This is a genomic window from Nocardioides sp. CFH 31398, from assembly GCF_022436705.1.
Lineage (GTDB): Bacteria > Actinomycetota > Actinomycetes > Propionibacteriales > Nocardioidaceae > Nocardioides.
Window position 1 is genome coordinate 1 of record NZ_JAKUHT010000011.1, and the last position, 16,227, is coordinate 16,227.

16 protein-coding genes and 1 riboswitch are annotated in these 16,227 nt (G+C 73.6%); of the genes, 9 read left to right on the forward strand and 7 right to left on the reverse strand.

Features of this window, described 5'->3' with window-relative positions:
* The first annotated feature begins 115 nt into the window (after window positions 1-115).
* The gene (locus MJ876_RS09700; protein ID WP_240236080.1) at window positions 116-454 is read left to right on the forward strand and encodes a hypothetical protein; all 339 of its coding nucleotides are present in this window, start codon (window positions 116-118) and stop codon (window positions 452-454) included.
* Window positions 455-799: 345 nt separating this feature from the next.
* Window positions 800-864, forward strand: a riboswitch (guanidine-III (ykkC-III) riboswitch).
* A gap of 14 nt (window positions 865-878) precedes the next feature.
* Complete coding sequence (locus MJ876_RS09705) at window positions 879-1,193, forward strand: multidrug efflux SMR transporter (RefSeq protein WP_240236081.1); 315 nt, start codon at window positions 879-881, stop codon at window positions 1,191-1,193.
* Between the two features lie 75 nt (window positions 1,194-1,268).
* Here MJ876_RS09705 and MJ876_RS09710 read toward each other — a convergent pair whose 3' ends face one another.
* The gene (locus tag MJ876_RS09710; protein ID WP_240236082.1) at window positions 1,269-2,792 is read right to left on the reverse strand and encodes a catalase; all 1,524 of its coding nucleotides are present in this window, start codon (window positions 2,790-2,792) and stop codon (window positions 1,269-1,271) included.
* Window positions 2,793-2,899: 107 nt separating this feature from the next.
* Here MJ876_RS09710 and katG point away from each other — a divergent pair, with 107 nt between their 5' ends.
* Complete coding sequence (katG, locus tag MJ876_RS09715) at window positions 2,900-5,167, forward strand: catalase/peroxidase HPI (protein ID WP_240236083.1); 2,268 nt, start codon at window positions 2,900-2,902, stop codon at window positions 5,165-5,167.
* Window positions 5,168-5,235: 68 nt separating this feature from the next.
* Here the strand turns inward: katG and MJ876_RS09720 are convergent, their stop codons facing one another.
* The 4 genes from MJ876_RS09720 to MJ876_RS09735 are packed head-to-tail and all read right to left on the reverse strand — an operon-like array spanning window position 5,236 to window position 8,990.
* Complete coding sequence (locus MJ876_RS09720; RefSeq protein ID WP_240236084.1) at window positions 5,236-5,685, reverse strand: Fur family transcriptional regulator; 450 nt, start codon at window positions 5,683-5,685, stop codon at window positions 5,236-5,238.
* 31 nt (window positions 5,686-5,716) lie between these two features.
* Entirely contained in the window at window positions 5,717-6,733 is a 1,017-nt protein-coding gene (locus tag MJ876_RS09725; protein ID WP_240236085.1) for a tetratricopeptide repeat protein, read from the reverse strand.
* Entirely contained in the window at window positions 6,730-7,779 is a 1,050-nt protein-coding gene (locus MJ876_RS09730) for a tetratricopeptide repeat protein (RefSeq protein ID WP_240236086.1), read from the reverse strand. The genes MJ876_RS09725 and MJ876_RS09730 overlap by 4 nt, the downstream gene beginning before the upstream one ends.
* Entirely contained in the window at window positions 7,776-8,990 is a 1,215-nt protein-coding gene (locus MJ876_RS09735) for a 26S protease regulatory subunit (protein WP_240236087.1), read from the reverse strand. Before MJ876_RS09735 ends, MJ876_RS09730 begins: the two co-directional genes overlap by 4 nt.
* A 128-nt stretch (window positions 8,991-9,118) precedes the next feature.
* Between MJ876_RS09735 and MJ876_RS09740 the strand changes: the two genes are divergently transcribed.
* Together MJ876_RS09740 and MJ876_RS09745 are read left to right on the forward strand one after the other, a co-directional pair.
* Window positions 9,119-10,201: an LLM class flavin-dependent oxidoreductase gene (locus MJ876_RS09740; protein ID WP_240236311.1), complete on the forward strand. Its 1,083-nt coding sequence runs from the start codon at window positions 9,119-9,121 to the stop codon at window positions 10,199-10,201.
* Complete coding sequence (locus MJ876_RS09745; RefSeq protein WP_240236088.1) at window positions 10,198-10,842, forward strand: FMN reductase; 645 nt, start codon at window positions 10,198-10,200, stop codon at window positions 10,840-10,842. Before MJ876_RS09740 ends, MJ876_RS09745 begins: the two co-directional genes overlap by 4 nt.
* 213 nt (window positions 10,843-11,055) lie before the next feature.
* Here MJ876_RS09745 and MJ876_RS09750 read toward each other — a convergent pair whose 3' ends face one another.
* On the reverse strand, window positions 11,056-11,580 hold the full coding sequence (locus tag MJ876_RS09750) for a YbhB/YbcL family Raf kinase inhibitor-like protein (protein ID WP_240236089.1): 525 nt from the start codon (window positions 11,578-11,580) through the stop codon (window positions 11,056-11,058).
* Window positions 11,581-11,668: 88 nt separating this feature from the next.
* On the opposite strand from MJ876_RS09750, the gene cobA reads away from it, so the two are divergent.
* Genes cobA through MJ876_RS09765 form a run of 3 tightly spaced genes read left to right on the forward strand, consistent with a single transcriptional unit; the run spans window position 11,669 to window position 14,017 of the window.
* Window positions 11,669-12,901 carry a uroporphyrinogen-III C-methyltransferase gene (cobA, locus tag MJ876_RS09755; protein WP_240236090.1) on the forward strand — a complete coding sequence of 411 codons (1,233 nt, stop codon included), beginning with the start codon at window positions 11,669-11,671 and terminating at the stop codon, window positions 12,899-12,901.
* A gap of 4 nt (window positions 12,902-12,905) precedes the next feature.
* Window positions 12,906-13,709, forward strand: a complete 804-nt coding sequence (locus MJ876_RS09760; RefSeq protein ID WP_240236091.1) for an RNA methyltransferase — start codon at window positions 12,906-12,908, stop codon at window positions 13,707-13,709.
* On the forward strand, window positions 13,706-14,017 hold the full coding sequence (locus MJ876_RS09765) for a hypothetical protein (RefSeq protein ID WP_240236092.1): 312 nt from the start codon (window positions 13,706-13,708) through the stop codon (window positions 14,015-14,017). The genes MJ876_RS09760 and MJ876_RS09765 overlap by 4 nt, the downstream gene beginning before the upstream one ends.
* A gap of 58 nt (window positions 14,018-14,075) precedes the next feature.
* Here the strand turns inward: MJ876_RS09765 and def are convergent, their stop codons facing one another.
* Window positions 14,076-14,705, reverse strand: a complete 630-nt coding sequence (gene def, locus MJ876_RS09770) for a peptide deformylase (protein WP_240236093.1) — start codon at window positions 14,703-14,705, stop codon at window positions 14,076-14,078.
* Window positions 14,706-14,850: 145 nt separating this feature from the next.
* Here def and MJ876_RS09775 point away from each other — a divergent pair, with 145 nt between their 5' ends.
* Complete coding sequence (locus MJ876_RS09775) at window positions 14,851-16,212, forward strand: acyl-CoA dehydrogenase family protein (RefSeq protein ID WP_240236094.1); 1,362 nt, start codon at window positions 14,851-14,853, stop codon at window positions 16,210-16,212.
* The last annotated feature ends 15 nt before the right edge of the window (window positions 16,213-16,227 follow it).

Genomic DNA, 16,227 nt, shown 5'->3' on the forward strand with positions numbered 1-16,227 from the left:
CCTGTGGGCTGGCGCCGCGCGCCCCGCCCCGCGCCGGGGGCGGGCCCCCCCCCCGGGGGGGCCCCCCCCCCCCACGGCACTGACCATTCGCGTACCGCGCCGGTAGACCGGGCCCGTGATCAGCTCGCGTCGTGACCTCTCCCCGTTCGTGCTGCTCAGCGCCGTCATCGTCCTGCTCCTAGCGGCGACGCCCGCCGAGGCAGCGACGACGGCAGCGGTGACAGCGCGGACCCCACGGACGACCGTGGAGGTCACGATCGTCGGCTGCGATGGTTGCCGGGTCCACCCCGTGCAGAACAAGGACCGCGACCTCACCTACGGAGCGCAGCCGAAGACGACGCGCGATGCCGAGGACACCCTCGTCTTCACCGTCCCCCGCGCACGGACCCGCCAGATGGCCTTCCTGGTGTCGCGCCGTTCGACGAGCTCGCCCAGGCGTGCTTGCCCGCGGTGACCGCGGTCGGTTTTCGGGGCAAGCGCGTCGGGTCGACCGTCGGGTCGCGGTACGTCAGCCGACCGCGGCCGGCCTCCGGGTGCTGGGGTGGGGTCGACAGGCCCGCGGTTCGCGCGACGTCCAAGGTCCGACGCGTGACAACCCGAGCGCCGCTCCTCGGTCCGGGTCGCTACGTCACCGCAGCGGCCCAAGAACGCTCTGCACGCGAGCGATCCCTCCATCTGCCGCTGATCCGGCCTCCTTTGCGGTGGGTTCTCCGCTCATGGAGCAGAGAACCCACCGCAAAGGAGGCAGAGGTCACCCATCCTCGACTGGAGCCGCCCGACGCGACGTGGGAACCTGAGGCCGTCCCGCGGTCCGCGGCGACCCGGACGAGCGCAGACGTACCCGGCCCGACAAGACGACTGCTCCTCGAGGAGTCGTCATGGCATGGATCGTGCTCGTCATCTCCGGTGTGCTGGAGGCCGTCTGGGCCACCGCGCTCGGCCGCACCGAGGGCTTCACCCGGCTGACCCCGTCGCTCGTGTTCGGCGTCGCCGTCACCGCCAGCATGGTCGGCCTCGCCTACGCCATGCGCACGCTGCCGACCGGCACGGCGTACGCCGTGTGGGTGGGCATCGGCGCGACCCTGACCGTCGTCTACGCGATCGCGACGGGGGAGGAGCCCGCCAGCCTGGCGAAAGTCCTGCTGATCCTGGGCCTGATCGGGTGCGTCGTGGGGCTGAAGGTCGTCAGCTGAGCCCGACGCTTCAGAACGCGGAAGATCCCAGCGCCAGAAGCGCTGGGATCCTCCGTCGTGCGGCGTGTCGTCGGCTCAGATGACGCCGACGCGCTCGGTGGGGCCGGGGGCGGGGGCCTTGTCGTCCTTGCCCGCCATCACCGCCTCCTCGATGCGCTTGCCGGTGTCGGGGTCGACGCTCTTCCAGTAGTCGAACACCTTCGGCAGGAGCGCGTCGCTCACGCCGCCGAGGACGTGCCCGGCGACGTTCCCGACGAACCGGTCGCGCTGGGCGTCGTCCCAGACCTCGCGGACCAGGGCGCCGGCCTGCGAGAAGTCGTCGTCGTCCGGCCGCAGCTCGTACGCCGTCCGCACCATCTCGCCGTCGGCCTCCCAGGCGTCCTCGGGCTTGCCGGTGAGGTCGGAGTACGGGTCGCCGTAGGAGTTCGGGGCGTACTTCGAGCGGTCGCCCGCGTGGTCGTAGGCCATGGGACCGTCGAACTGGTAGGTGTAGGCGCCCTCGACGCGGTGCCGGTTCACCGGCAGCTGCTGGTAGTTCGGGCCGATCCGGTAGCGGTGGGTGTCGGCGTACGAGAAGACGCGGCCGAGGAGCATCTTGTCGGGGCTGAAGCCGACGCCGGGCACCACGGACGACGGCTCGAACGCCGCCTGCTCGATCTGCGCGAAGTGGTTCTCCGGGTTGCGGTTCAGCTCCATGGTGCCGACCTTGATGAGCGGGTAGTCCGCGTGCGGCCACACCTTCGTCAGGTCGAACGGGTTGATCCGGTACGTCTTGGCGTCCTCGTACGGCATCACCTGGACGTGGAGCGTCCACGTCGGGAAGTCGCCGGCGGCGATCGTGTCGAACAGGTCGCGGCGGTGGAAGTCGGTGTCCTCGCCGGCGATCTGGTTCGCGGCCTCCTGGGTGAGGTTCCTGACGCCGGCGTCGGCGTGGAAGTGGTACTTCACCCACGACCGCTCGCCCGCGGCGTTGATCCACATGAAGGTGTGGGAGCCGTACCCGTTCATCTCCCGCCACGAGGCGGGGACGCCGCGGTCGCCCATGAGGTAGGTGACCTGGTGGGCCGACTCCGGGTTGAGGGTCCAGAAGTCCCACTGCATGTCGTTGTCGCGCAGCCCGTTGGCGCCGCGACGCTTCTGGCTGCGGATGAAGTGCTGAAACTTCATGGTGTCGCGGACGAAGAACACCGGGGTGTTGTTGCCGACCAGGTCGTAGTTGCCCTCGGTCGTGTAGAACTTCAGCGCGAAGCCGCGGGGGTCGCGCCAGGTGTCGGGGGAGCCCTGCTCGCCGGCCACGGTGGAGAAGCGGGCCAGCATCTCGGTCTCGACGCCCGGCTGAAACAGCGCCGCCTTCGTGTAGCGGCTGACGTCCTCGGTGGTGCGGAACGTGCCGAAGGCGCCGCTGCCCTTCGCGTGCACGTTGCGCTCCGGCACGCGCTCGCGGTTGAAGTGCGCCATCTGCTCGATCAGGTGGTGGTCGTGCAGCAGGATCGGGCCGGTGTGACCCAGGGTCAGGCTGTTGCGGTCGCTCGGCGCGGGGGCGCCGGCACCGGTCGTGGAGCCGGTCGTGGTGCCTGTGGGGACGCTCAAGTCGGTCATGCGTTGTCGTACCCGACCGCGTCGGCGCGATACAGCGCCGAGCGGGCTTGGGAGAGGGGGGCGGGGGGCACCTCGGGGCAGGCCCCCACCCAGAGGAGATCCATGCCATGACGGACTACGCCGACTACGAGGACGTGCTGGAGGGCAAGTGCCCCTTCGGCGGCAACACCATCGGAGGTGCCGAGACCTCGCGGCCCACCCTGCAGGACTGGTACCCGGACCGCCTGCGGGTGGAGCAGCTCCACGCCGACGGCCCCCAGGCCGACCCCCTGCGCGACTTCGACTACGAGGCGGCGTTCTCCGCCATCGACCTCGAGGAGCTGAAGGGTGACATCAAGACGTTCCTCACCACCTCCGTGCCGTGGTGGCCCTCGGACTACGGCAACTACGCGCCGCAGATGATCCGCATGGCCTGGCACTCCGCCGGGACGTACCGCATCGCCGACGGACGCGGTGGCGCCGGCCAGGCGCTCCAGCGCTTCGCGCCCATCAGCAGCTGGTGGGACAACGGCAACACCGACAAGTCCCGCCGCCTGCTGTGGCCGATCAAGAAGAAGTACGGCAACGCGCTGTCGTGGGCCGACCTGATGATCCTCACCGGCAACTGCGCGCTGGAGATCATGGGCTTCCCGACGACGGGCTTCGCCGGCGGACGCCGTGACTCCTACGAGCCGGACGACCGGACCTACTGGGGTCCGGAGTGGATCAACAACATGAACCCGGACGCCCAGGACGACATGGTCTTCCGGGACGGGCGCTGGACGGGTGAGCCGGGCAGCAGCGACTACGAGCTGCAGCAGCCGCTGGCCGCCTCGCACTCGTCGATCATCTACGTGAACCCCGAGGGCCCGCTCGGGGACGGCGACGCCGCGGCGTCCGCCGTCGACATCCGCATCACCTTCGGCCGCATGGCGATGAACGACGTCGAGACGGTGGCCCTGATCGCGGGCGGCCACGCGTTCGGCAAGAGCCACGGCGCCGTCGGTGCCGACCGGATCGGTCCGCCGCCGGACATCGCGCCCATGGAGGCGATGGGCCTGGGCTGGCACAACCCGCAGGGGTCGGGCAACGCCGAGAACACGATGACCAACGGCATCGAGGGCTCGTGGACGCAGAACCCCACCCAGTGGGACAACTCCTACCTGGAGAACCTCTTCGGCCACGAGTGGAAGCAGACGCAGAGCCCCGCCGGCGCCCTGCAGTGGATGCCCGTCGACGACGACGCCCCGACGACGCCCGACGCGCACCTCGAGGGCGTCGAGCACCCGCTGATGATGATGACGAGCGACATCGCGCTGAAGGTCGACCCGGTCTACCGGGAGATCTGCGAGTCGTTCCTGGCCGACTTCGACTACTTCACGCGGGAGTTCTCGAAGGCCTGGTACAAGCTCACGCACCGCGACATGGGGCCGAAGTCGCGCTACCTCGGGCCGGAGGTCGCGGAGGAGGACTTCATCTGGCAGGACCCGCTGCCCGCCTGGGAGCACGCCGTCGTCGGCGACGCGGAGATCGACCGCCTCAAGCAGGCGGTCCGGGACGCCGGGCTGTCGACGTCCGACCTGGCCTTTACCGCGTTCTCCTCCGCGGCCAGCTACCGCCACTCCGACAAGCGCGGCGGGGCCAACGGCGCGCGCATCGCGCTCGCGCCGCAGAAGGACTGGGCGGTCAACGCCCGCACGGTGCCGGTGGTGGAGCGGTTGACGCAGGTCACCGAGGCGTTCAACGCCGAGGGGGAGGCGAAGGTCAGCCTGGCCGACGTCCTCGTCCTCGCCGGGTGCGTGGCCGTGGAGGACGCCGCCGCCGCGGGCGGCACCGAGATCTCGGTCCCGTTCACCCCGGGTCGCGTCGACGCCCGCCAGGACCAGACCGACGTGCCGCAGTTCGAGTGGCTGGCCCCCGTCGTCGACGGCTTCCGCAACTACGTGATGCCGGGCTTCTCGACGGTCTCGACGCTCGCCCCGGAGGCCATGTTCCTGGACCGGGCGGGCCTGCTGAACCTCTCCGCCCCCGAGTGGGTGGTGCTCACCGCCGGCCTGCGGGTGCTCGGCTGCAACCACGACGGCGCCGAGGACGGCGTGTTCACCGACCGCGTCGGCACGCTGAGCACCGACTTCCTCGACGTCCTGACCAGCACCGACTACGAGTGGCGCAAGACGGACGACGCCGGGACGGCCTTCGCGCTCGACCCCCGCGACGGCGAGGGCCGGTCCTGGACCGCGACCCGCAACGACCTCGTCTTCGGCTCGAACGCGCAGCTGCGCGCCGTGGCCGAGGTCTACGCCGGCAGCGACGGCCACGAGCGCTTCGTGCGCGACTTCGTGGCCGTCTGGGACAAGGTGATGATGAGCGACCGGTACGACGTCAAGCCCGGCTGAGGCGTGACCGGCAGGCGCGGCCGGCCCCGGTGGGGGTCGGCCGCGTCGGCGTTCCCGCGCCGTCGTCCCTAGGCGTCGGCGGTGTGGCTGCTGCAGGCCGCGCAGAGGCCCCAGAAGGTCACCTCGGCCTCGTCGACGACGAAGCCGGGGACGGGCGAGCCGCTCGTCACGGGGTCGAGGCAGGGGGCCTCGCCGACCGCGCAGTCGACGTCGGCGACCGCACCGCAGCCACGGCACACCAGGTGGTGGTGGTTGTCCGCGGTCCGCAGCTCGTAGCGCGCCACCGAGCCGGCGGGCTGGAACCGGCGCACGACCCCGTGGGCGGTCAGGGCGTTGAGCACGTCGTACACCGCCTGCGTGGAGACCTCGGCCTCACTGCGGACGGCGGTCAGCACGGCGTCGGCCGCGGAGTGCGGCGCCGCCGCGAGGGCGCGCAGGACGGCGAGCCGCGGGCGGGTCACGCGCAGGCCCGCGGACCGCAGGACGGTCTCGGGCGCGATCGCCGCGTGGGTGCTCACCCTCCGAGAGTTCCAGCCTTTCTGGAACCAGTCAAGAAAAGAGCGAGCGCCGCAGTCGTGTCGTCACCCACACGGGCCCGCCCATCCAGCGCAGCAGGCCCCACACCGGCGCGAGGAGCCACGGGACGAGGAACCACGGCAGCAGCGCCCCGGCCAGGCCGTGCGGGTCGGGGACGATGCTGAGCGCCACCGCGAGCACGGCCGTCGCGGATGTCGTGAGCCACACGACGACCAGGTACGCCGTCCGCGGCACGAGACGGCGGGCCTCGCGGCGGACTCCGACCGGGACGTCGCGCTGCAGGCGCCGCCACCACAGCAGCGTCACCACCGCGGCGGCGAGCCCGCCCGTCCCGACCAGGGCCGCGACCGACCAGGCGAGGACGGCGCCGAGCAGGGCGCGGCGAGCGGTCTTGTCGGCCCAGTCCTGGACGCTGCGCCGGTACTCGACGTCCTGGGGCTCGGCGCGGAGCAGGTCCGAGAGCGTCCCGGCCTGCTCGCGCAGCGAGCCCGGGCGCAGCTGCAGGAGCTCGTGACGCGCCCGCGTGTGGTGGGGGTCGAGGGCCAGGGCCCGCTCGAAGCACGCCGCGGGGTCCTCGTCGCGGTGCCAGAGGGCCACCACCCCGGCCTCGACGTGGACGTCCGGGTCCTCGGGCGCGAGGGAGCGGGCCCGCGCCACCACCTTCCAGGCCTCGTCGTGGCGCTCCTGCGCGAGCAGGGCGTGGGACAGCGTCAGGAGCGCGGAGACGTCGTGGGGTCGGCGCCGCAGCGCGGTGCGCAGCACCTCCTCGGCCTCGGCGGGCCGGTCCGTCCTCAGCAGGACGTGGCCGCGCAGCACCAGGGCCGAGAGATCCTCCGGCGCCAGCGCGAGGGCGGCGGTGGTGGCGACGAGGGACTCGTCGAGCCGGCCGAGGTCCTCCAGGGCCCACGCCGCCGCGACGTGCAGGTCGGGGTCCTCGGGCGCCGAGGCAAGCAGGCGCCCCGTGGTCGTGAGGGCCTCCTGGGGCCGGCCGCGGTCGAGGAGGAACCACACCCGGTCGAGGTCGGTCACGGCCGGACCCGGGACCGCAGCCAGACGAGGGCGGGCAGTCCGGCCCCGAGGGTCCACGCCAGCGCGGCCAGCCCGACCACTCCCGTGCCGGGGAACGCGACCGCGACCGCGATCACGGCCAGGCCGAGGACCGCGACCACCAGGAGCACGACCAGCGGCGGCTCCGCGCGGACCAGCGCCTGGGCGTGCCGACGGACGCCGACGGGCAGCGACCGCAGGGTGTAGCCCCACCACACGGCCAGGACGGCCACCGTCAGCGCGGCGACGGTCACGACGGGCTGGCGGGGGTCGGTCGCGGGAGCCGCGACCAGGGTCACCAGCGACCCGACGACGGTGCTGGCCCACGCCCGCACCACGGTGCGCCGGGTGACGTCGTCCAGGGTCGCGCGGAAGTCCTCGCGCTGCGGGTCGAGCCGCAGCGCGCCGCCGATGCCCTCGGCGACCCGCCGCACGTCGCCGCCGCTCTGGAGCAGCGTGAGGTTGTGGACGGCGGTCGCGTGGCCCGGGTCCAGGGCGAGCGCGCGCTGGTAGGCCGCGACGGCCGTGCGGTGGTCGCGCCGGTGCCCGGCCACGAAGCCCACCGTGAAGTGGGCGTCGGCCACCTCGGGGGCGAGCTCGACGGTCCGCATCGCCGCGTCCCAGGCCAGTCGCAGGGTCGCGGGCTGCTCGGCGGCGATCTGCGCGAGGAGGGCGTGGTGCAGCCAGTGCTGCGGCTCGAGGCGCACCGCCTCGTGGGCGGCGGCGAGGGCCTCGGGCGTCCGCTCGAGGCGCAGCAGCGACACGGCCCGCTGGCGGTGGCCCGCGGCGCGGTCCGGGGCGAGCGCGGTCACCCGCTCCGCCGCGGCGAGGGCGTCGGTGTGGGAGCCGAGGCCGTGCAGGGCCTGGGCGTGGAGGCCGTGCAGGTACGGCGAGGAGGGGTCGGCGGCCAGCGCGGCCTCCACCTCCCGGCGGGCGTCGGCGTGGCGACCGAGGTCGAGGAGGATCTCGGCCCGGTCGGCGGGGTCGTGCCCGCCGGTCGCCCCGCTCGTGCCGGCCGCGTCGGTCACAGGCGCTTGTGCTTGCGCAGGTACGCCAGCAGCTCGTCGTACGAGCCGTCGTCGTTGGCGAACATCGCCACGTTGCGCGCCGACTCGAACCAGGGGCCGATGCTCGGACGCAGCTCCCGCAGCGCCGCCTCGAGGTCGGCCTGGCCGATCATGCGGGGCTCGCCGCTCTCGACGGAGTCCATCAGGGCGATCTCGGCGGCGCTCTCGCAGAGGTGGGCGATGTCGGCGCCGGTGTAGCCGTCGGTGAGCTTCGCGAGACGTCGTACGTCGACCCCGGCGATGGGACGTTCCCGGAGGTGGGTCTGCCAGATGGCCTCGCGCGCCTCGCGGTCGGGGGGCAGCACCAGCAGGGTGCGGTCGAGGCGACCGGGACGCCGCAGGGCGGGGTCGACGTCCCAGGGGGCGTTGGTGGCCGCGAGCACGAAGACGCCCTCGTTCTCGTTGCCGACGCTGTCCAGCTCGTAGAGCAGCTGGTTCACGACGGAGCGGTAGCCGTCGGAGGTCGACTGGGACCGCTTGCGGCCGAGGGCGTCGACCTCGTCGAGGAACAGCACGCAGGGGGCGCTGGCGCGGGCGGTGGCGAACAGCTCCTGGACGTTGCGCTCGGACGTGCCGATGTACATCTCGAAGATGTCGGCCATCCCGACGGCGAGGAACTGTGCGTCGAGCTCACCGGCCAGCGCCCGGGCGATGAAGGTCTTGCCGACGCCGGGAGGCCCGTACATCAGCAGCCCGCCGCGCAGGCTCTTGCGGTACATCTGGCGCAGCCGGTCGTTGCGCAGCGGCGCCAGGAAGGCGGCGTGCAGGCGCTTCTTGACGTCGTTCATGCCGCCGACGTCGGCGAGGGTGATGCGCGCGCCCTCGACGTCGTACGCCGGGACCTGCGAGTCGTGCGCGGAGGCGTCCGCGAACATCGGCTCGACGTCGGAGCCGAGGTCGTGCTCCGCCTGCGACCAGTCGAAACCGGCCGGGGCGGCCGGGGTCGTGGGGTTCGCCGGGGGCGCCGTGGGCGCCGGGGGAGCGAGGGCCTCGGCCATGACCGCCCGCGCCTCGGCCGAGGCGGGGTCGGCGGCGAGGACGGCGGCCGCGTGCTCGACGGCCTCGGCGCCCCGCCCGGCGTCCACGAGCTGCCGCGCCAGGTGCAGGCGCAGGGTCGGGTCGTCCGGGGCCGCGGCGACGGCGCGTGCGAGGCTCGCGATCAGGTCGGTCACACCCTCCATCTTCCTCGGAATAGGTGAAGGCCAAACCCGGTTCCGTATGATGTTCGATCTTCAACTATTGGACACGGAAACCGTCCGTGACCATCGACACACAGCGGGACACGCAGCGGGAGGCAGTCATGCAGATCGGGATCTTCAGCGTCGGGGACGTCACCACCGACCCGACCACCGGTCGGACGCCGACGGAGCACGAGCGGATCACGGCGCAGGTCCGCATCGCCGAGAAGGCCGAGGAGGTCGGCCTGGACGTCGTGGCCCTCGGCCAGCACCACAACCCGCCGTTCGTGGCGTCGTCGCCGACGACCACCATGGCCTGGATCGCCGCCCGCACCAAGCGGATCCTGCTGTCGACGTCCACGACCCTCATCACCACCACGGACCCGGTCCGCATCGCCGAGGACTACGGCACGCTCCAGCACCTGACCGAGGGCCGGATGGACCTCATGCTCGGCCGGGGCAACACCGGGCCGGTCTACCCCTGGTTCGGCAAGGACATCCGCCGCGGCCTCGAGCTCGCCGTCGAGAACTACGCCCTGCTGCACCGGCTGTGGCGCGAGGACGTCGTCGACTGGCAGGGCCAGTTCCGCACGCCGCTGCAGGGCTTCACCGCGACGCCGCGGCCCCTCGACGGGCTCCCGCCGTTCGTGTGGCACGGCTCGATCCGGACCCCCGAGATCGCCGAGCAGGCGGCCTACTACGACGACGGGTTCTTCCACAACCACATCTTCTGGCCCGCCTCGCACACCCGGCAGATGGTCGCCCTCTACCGCCGGCGCTTCGAGCACTACGGCCACGGCGCCGCCGACCAGGCGATCGTGGGCCTCGGCGGGCAGTTCTTCATGCGGCGCAACAGCCAGGACGCCGTCAACGAGTTCCGGCCCTACTTCGACAACGCCCCCGTCTACGGCCACGGCCCCTCGCTGGAGGACTTCTCCTCCCAGACCCCGCTGACCGTCGGCTCTCCCCAGCAGGTGCTGGAGCGGACCCTGTCGTTCCGTGACTATGTCGGCGACTACCAGCGCCAGCTGTTCCTCATCGACCACGCGGGCCTGCCGCTGTCGACGGTGCTGGAGCAGCTGGACCTGCTCGGCGAGATCCTCCCCGACCTGCGGGCCGGGTTCGCCGAGGGCCGCCCCGCCCACGTGCCCGACGCGCCCACGCACGCCGGACGCCTCGCCGCCCGCGAGGAGGCCGCGGCATGACCCGCTCGCTGGTGGTGGTCTCCGCCGGGCTCGGCGTCCCGTCGTCCACCACGGCGCTGGCCGAGCGCCTCGGTGCGGCGGCGGCCTCCGCGCTGCGTGACGCGGGGGAGCGGGTCGAGGTGACCCACGTCGAGCTGCGGCCCCTCGCCCACGCCCTGGCCGACCGGATGCTGACCGGCTTCGCCACCGGCGACCTCGACGAGGCGTTGCGCACCGTGTCGCGCGCCGACGCGCTGGTCGTCGCCACCCCGGTGTTCACGGCGTCCTACTCCGGCCTGTTCAAGACCTTCGTCGACGCGCTCGACCCCGACGCGCTGGTGGGCACCCCGGTGCTCGTCGCCGCGACCGCCGGCACCGCCCGGCACTCGCTGGTGATCGACCACGCGCTGCGCCCGCTGTTCGCCTACCTCAAGGCGGTCGTGGTCCCGACCGGCGTCTTCGCCGCCAGCGAGGACTTCGGCGCCGGCGGCGGCCAGGACGCCCTCGGCTCCCGCATCGACCGCGCCGCGGGCGAGCTCGCCGCGCTCGTCGCGGGCCTGCCCACCCGGCGTACACCGCTGCGGGCGGTCAGCGACCCGGCGGAGGACGTCGACGACCTGCCCGAGCCCGTCCCGTTCGAGCAGCTGCTGCACCCGCGCTGAGGTCGCTGCGCGCGCTGCACGGCGCGCAGCACGCCGGACCACGCCGGACAGCACGCCGGACGGCACGCCGGACAGCACGAGACCCGGTGGTCGAGGTCGTCCCTCGACCCACCGGGTCTCGACACGCCTGTCGCGGCTTCGTCCCTCAGCCGCGAGGCTGCTCGACCTGATGCCGCGACGCCGGCGGCTCGTTCCTCGCCGCCGGCTGCGTCATCAGTGCTGGTAGGTGCCCGTGAGGATCGCGCGGCCCAGCGTCTTGAACGCGAGGTTGAACGACGTCACCGCGAACGAGGCGTTCTCGTCGACGCCCAGCTTCTCCTCGCCGACCGCGTGGACCACGAAGTAGTAGCGGTGCACCTGGTCGCCCTCCGGCGGGGCGGCGCCCATGAAGCCGTGCTCGCCGCCGTCGTTGCGCAGCTGGAACGCACCGGCGGGGAGGTTCCCTGACGCGGCGCCGGTGTCGAGGGAGGTCACGTCGGCCGGGATGTCCACGACGCCCCAGTGCCAGAAGCCCGACGGCGTGGGGGCGTCGGGGTCGAAGCAGGTGACGACGAACGACTTGGTCCCCTCCGGGGCGCCGGACCAGCTGAGCTGCGGGGAGACGTTGCCGTCGTCGCCGGCGACCTGCGCGGCGCCGAGGGGCTGGCCGTCGGTCACGTCGGTGCTGGTCACGTCGAACGACGGGACGGTCGGGAGGAGCTCGTAGGGGTCGGGGTGCACGGGGCGCTCGAGGCTCATGGCGCAGAACCTAGCCCGCACCACGAAGTCGGACCACCGGATCGCCACCCCTCGGTCGCGGCTCCGTCCGGTCGGGGAGGATGGGCCCGTGACCGACCACTCGCCGTACTTCACCGGCCTGCGCCTCGCGGGCCGCCGCGTGGTGGTCGTGGGCGGCGGAGCGGTCGCCCAACGGCGGGTGCCGACGTTGATCGCGGCGGGCGCGGACGTCGTCCTCGTCGCCCCCGACGTCACCCCGGCGCTGGAGGGCCTCGCCCACGAGATCACCTGGCACGCCCGCGGCTTCACCGCCTCCGACCTGGACGAGGCCTGGTACGTCGTGGCCGCCACCGACGACACGGCGGTCAACGAGGCGGTGTCCGCGGCGGCGGAGGAGCGACGGATCTTCTGCGTCCGCTCGGACGACGCGACCCGGGCGAGCGCCTGGACCCCCGCGCAGGGCCGGTACGGCGACGTCGGCGTCGCCGTCCTCGCGAACCGCGAGCCGCGCCGCTCCGCCGCGCTGCGCGACGCCGTCCTCGACGGGCTGCGCGCCGGCACGCTGGACGCCACGCGCACGGACGCCGTGCGGCCCGGCGAGGTCGTCCTCGTCGGCGGTGGGCCCGGCGACCCGGGACTCGTCAGCGCCGCCGCCCGCCAGGCGCTGGCCAGCGCCGACGTGGTCGTCGCCGACCGGCTGGCCCCGCGGGAGGTGCTCGACGAGCTGCCGTCCGACGTGGAGGTCATCGACGTCGCCAAGCTGCCCCGCGGTCGCCACGTCAAGCAGGAGCAGATCAACGACACCCTCGTCGAGCACGCCCGGGCCGGGCGTCGCGTCGTCCGCTTCAAGGGCGGCGACCCGTTCGTCTTCGGTCGGGGCTTCGAGGAGGTCCTGGCGTGCCGGGACGCCGGCGTCCCGGTGTCCGTGGTGCCCGGCCTCAGCTCGTCGCTCGCCGTCCCCGCCCGGCTGGGCCTGCCGGTCACCCACCGGGGCGTCGCCCACGAGGTCACGGTCGTGTCCGGCCACCTGCCGCCCGACCACCCCGACTCCCTCGTCGACTGGCCCGCGCTCGGTCACCTGCGCGGCACCCTGGTGCTGATGATGGCCGTCGAGAACGCCCCCGCCATCGCCGCCGTCCTCCTCGAGCACGGCCGGCCCGCCGACCTCCCGGTGGCCGTCGTGGTCGAGGGGACGATGCCGACCGAGCGGCTGGTGCTGAGCACCCTCGGGTCGCTGGCCGACGACCTCGCGGCGCAGGAGGTCCGCCCGCCGGCGATCATCGTGATCGGCGACGTGGTGGGCGTGGCGCACCCGTCGTACGCCCGGGGCTCCCGCGTCTGATCCCGTGGCCGTCATCGAGCACGTCACGGACCCGGCCGACCCCCGGCTCGGGGACTACCGCGACCTGCGCGACGTCCAGCTGCGCCGTCACCTCGAGGCGGAGCACGGACTGTTCCTCGCGGAGGGGGAGAAGGTGGTCCGCCGCGCGGTGGAGGGCGGGCACGTGCCCCGCTCGTTCCTCATGGCGCCGCGGTGGCTCGACGGTCTCGCCGACGTCCTCGACCGGTCCGACGCGCCCTGCTACGTCCTGGAGGAGCGGCTCGCCGAGGAGGTCACCGGCTTCCACGTGCACCGCGGCGCGCTGGCCTCCCTCGAGCGGCGCCCGCTGCCGTCCATGGACTCCGTCCTGGAGGGCGTCCGCTCCGTGCTGGTGCTGGAGGACGTGGTCGACCACACCAACGTCGGCGCGATCTTCCGCAGCGGCGCGGCGCTGGGCTTCGAGGCGGTGCTCCTGTCACCGCGGTGCGCCGACCCGCTCTACCGGCGCGCGGTGAAGGTCGCGATGGGCGCCGTGTTCGCGCTGCCGTGGACCCGGCTGCCCGACTGGCACGACGCGCTGCCGTCGCTGTCGCAGCGCGGCTTCACCACCGTGGCGCTCACCCTCGCCGACGACGCCGTCGACGTCACCGAGGCCGTCGCGGGCGTCGACCGGCTCGCGCTGGTGCTCGGCGGGGAGGGACACGGGCTGTCCGAACGCTGGCAGGCCGCGGCCGACCGCCGCGCGGTCATCCCCATGGCGGCCGGCATCGACTCGCTCAACGTCGCCGCCGCGAGCGCGGTGGCCTGCTACGTGGCGGCGCGGCGGTGAGGCGGGTCCCCGAGCCCCTGTGGTGGGCGGTGCTGCCGGTCCTGGCCGGGTTCTTCGTCGCCTGGCCGGACCTGGTCGACGGCCGGCCCGCCGACCTCCTGGGCTGCCCGCTGCTCGACTGGGCCGACCTCGTCTCCGGCTCCCTCGCCGTGCTGCTGGTGCTCGCCGGCGTCGTCGTCCAGTGGCGGCGTCCCGCCGAGCGCCGCTGCCAGCCGCAGCTGCTGATGGGGCTGGTGGTCTTCCTCGGCGGGCTGGGCGTCTACCACCTACTCACCGGCGTCGGCCGCCTCGGCGGCGTCTGCTCCTGAGGCCCGCGCCGGGCCCGGTGACGTGCCGTTTCTGCCGAAACGGCGCGAGGACGTCGCGTCAGGACGCCGATTCGGCAGAAACGGCGTCGCCGGCGGGCCAGTCGGCGGGGTAGTCCTCGACGGAGCGGTCGTGCTCCTTGGCGAGGCGCTTGCGGGCCTTGGTGGGCAGGCGGTCGCCGAAGACGGTGCCGCGGGTGTGGTCGGTCTCGTGCTGCAGGCAGCGGGCGAGGAGGCCGTCGCCGGAGAAGGTGACCTCCTCGCCGTCGAGACCGGTGCCGGTGACGGTGGCGAAGTCCGGGCGGGCGCACTCGACGAACGCGCCGGGGTAGGACAGGCAGCCCTCGTCGCCGTCGTCCAGGTGCCTCTCGTCGCCCTCGGGCAGCGTCAGCTCCGGGTTGCAGACCACGCCGACGACGCGCTGGCCGGACTCGTCGGGGCAGTCGAAGCAGAAGACCGCCGCGTCGACGCCGATCTGGCAGGCGGCGAGCCCCACGCCGTCGGCGGCGTACATCGTCGCGACCATGTCGGCCACGAGCGCGCGCAGGTCGTCGTCGTACGCCGTCACCGGGGTGTTCACGCGGTGCATGACGGGGGTGCCCCAGCGGGTGATCGGTCGGACCGTGCCGCCCGTGGGCAGCGCTCCGTGGGGCGCCAGCGGCGGCGGGTCGTCGGTGGCGCTCCTGCTCATGGCTCACGATCGTATCGACCCGGATCCGCGGCCCGGGTGCGCCGGTCGGCCGGCCCGGTCGGCTGCCGCGGGGGAGCGTCGGGTGTGGTCGGATCCACGCCGGACCGGTGTGGCCCCGGGTGTAAACGACAGTTACAGTGAACACATGTCCACGACCAAGCCGCAGCGGACCAGCCGTCACGGACTCGCCTCCACGGAGCGCCGCGACCCCATCGGGTACGCCGTCGCCGCGCTCGGTGCCGTCGCCCGCAGCGACCTGATCGACCGCCTCGGCCTGCGCAAGCAGACGGAGCAGGCCGTCTTCACGCTGACCCGCGGCGGGTTCACCACGATGGGGGCCGCGGGTCGTACCTTCAAGCGGGCCGGCAAGCGCGGCGCCGCGGGCGCTCGCGTCCCCGCCGCGAGCCGGCCGGGCGTCTTCGACCTGACGCCGACCGAGGACGAGCAGATGCTCGTCGACGTCGTCGCCGAGCTCGCCACGGACGTCCTGCGGCCGGCGGCCCAGGACGCCGACGAGGCGTGCGAGGCCCCCGCCGAGGTGCTCCAGGCCGGTCACGAGCTGGGTCTGCCGACCCTCGGCGTGCCGGAGTCCCTCGGGGGCATCTCCGAGGAGCGGTCCGCCACGGCGGGCGCGCTCGTCGCCGAGGCGCTGGCCCGGGGCGACCTCGGCCTGGCCGTCGCCAGCCTCGCGCCCGGGGCGGTCGCCACCGCGATCTCGCTGTGGGGCACCGACGCCCAGCAGCAGACCTACCTCCCGGCCTTCACCGGGGACGACGTCCCGGCCGCCGCCCTGGCCCTGACCGAGCCGACCGTGCTGTTCGACGTCCTCAGCCCCGCCACCACGGCCCGCGCCGAGGGTGCGGAGTACGTGCTGGACGGGACCAAGGCGCTCGTGCCCCTCGCCTCCACCGCCGAGCTCTTCGTCGTCGGCGCCGACCTCGACGGCAGCCCCGCCCTGTTCCTCGTCGAGTCGGGCACCGAGGGCGTCGGCATCGAGGCCGACCCCGCCATGGGCGTCCGCGCCGCCGGCCTCGGCCGCCTCCACCTGGACGGCGTGCGCATCCCCGCCGAGAACCTGCTCGGCGCCGCCGACGGCACGACGTACGCCGAGTGCGTGCGGCTGTCCCGCCTCGCGTGGTGCGCCCTCGGCGTCGGCGTGGGTCAGGCGGTCCTCGACTACGTGACGCCGTACGTCAAGGAGCGCAAGGCGTTCGGCGAGCCGGTCGCCCACCGCCAGTCGGTGGCGTTCATGGTCGCGACGATGGCCACGGAGCTGCAGGCCATGCGGCTGCTGACCTACAAGGCCGCGTCCCGCGCGGCCCAGGGCCGCGACTTCGCCCGTGAGGTCGCGCTGGCCCGCAAGGCGTGCGCCGAGCACGGCATGCGCATCGGCCTCGACGGCGTCCAGCTGCTCGGCGGCCACGGCTTCGTCAAGGACCACCCGGTGGAGCGGTGGTACCGCGACCTCCGCGCCCTCGGGGTCATGGAAGGCGCCGTCCTCGTCTGAGGACAGGCCCTCCGC

Excerpts from the sequence above, each read along its gene's own strand:
- MJ876_RS09705 (WP_240236081.1), top strand. The coding sequence starts at position 879 with ATGGCATGGATCGTGCTCGTCATCTCCGGTGTGCTGGAGGCCGTCTGG.
- MJ876_RS09710 (WP_240236082.1), bottom strand. The coding sequence starts at position 2,792 with ATGACCGACTTGAGCGTCCCCACAGGCACCACGACCGGCTCCACGACC.
- katG (WP_240236083.1), top strand. The coding sequence starts at position 2,900 with ATGACGGACTACGCCGACTACGAGGACGTGCTGGAGGGCAAGTGCCCC.
- MJ876_RS09740 (WP_240236311.1), top strand. The coding sequence starts at position 9,119 with ATGCAGATCGGGATCTTCAGCGTCGGGGACGTCACCACCGACCCGACC.
- MJ876_RS09745 (WP_240236088.1), top strand. The coding sequence starts at position 10,198 with ATGACCCGCTCGCTGGTGGTGGTCTCCGCCGGGCTCGGCGTCCCGTCG.
- MJ876_RS09750 (WP_240236089.1), bottom strand. The coding sequence starts at position 11,580 with ATGAGCCTCGAGCGCCCCGTGCACCCCGACCCCTACGAGCTCCTCCCG.
- def (WP_240236093.1), bottom strand. The coding sequence starts at position 14,705 with ATGAGCAGGAGCGCCACCGACGACCCGCCGCCGCTGGCGCCCCACGGA.
- MJ876_RS09775 (WP_240236094.1), top strand. The coding sequence starts at position 14,851 with ATGTCCACGACCAAGCCGCAGCGGACCAGCCGTCACGGACTCGCCTCC.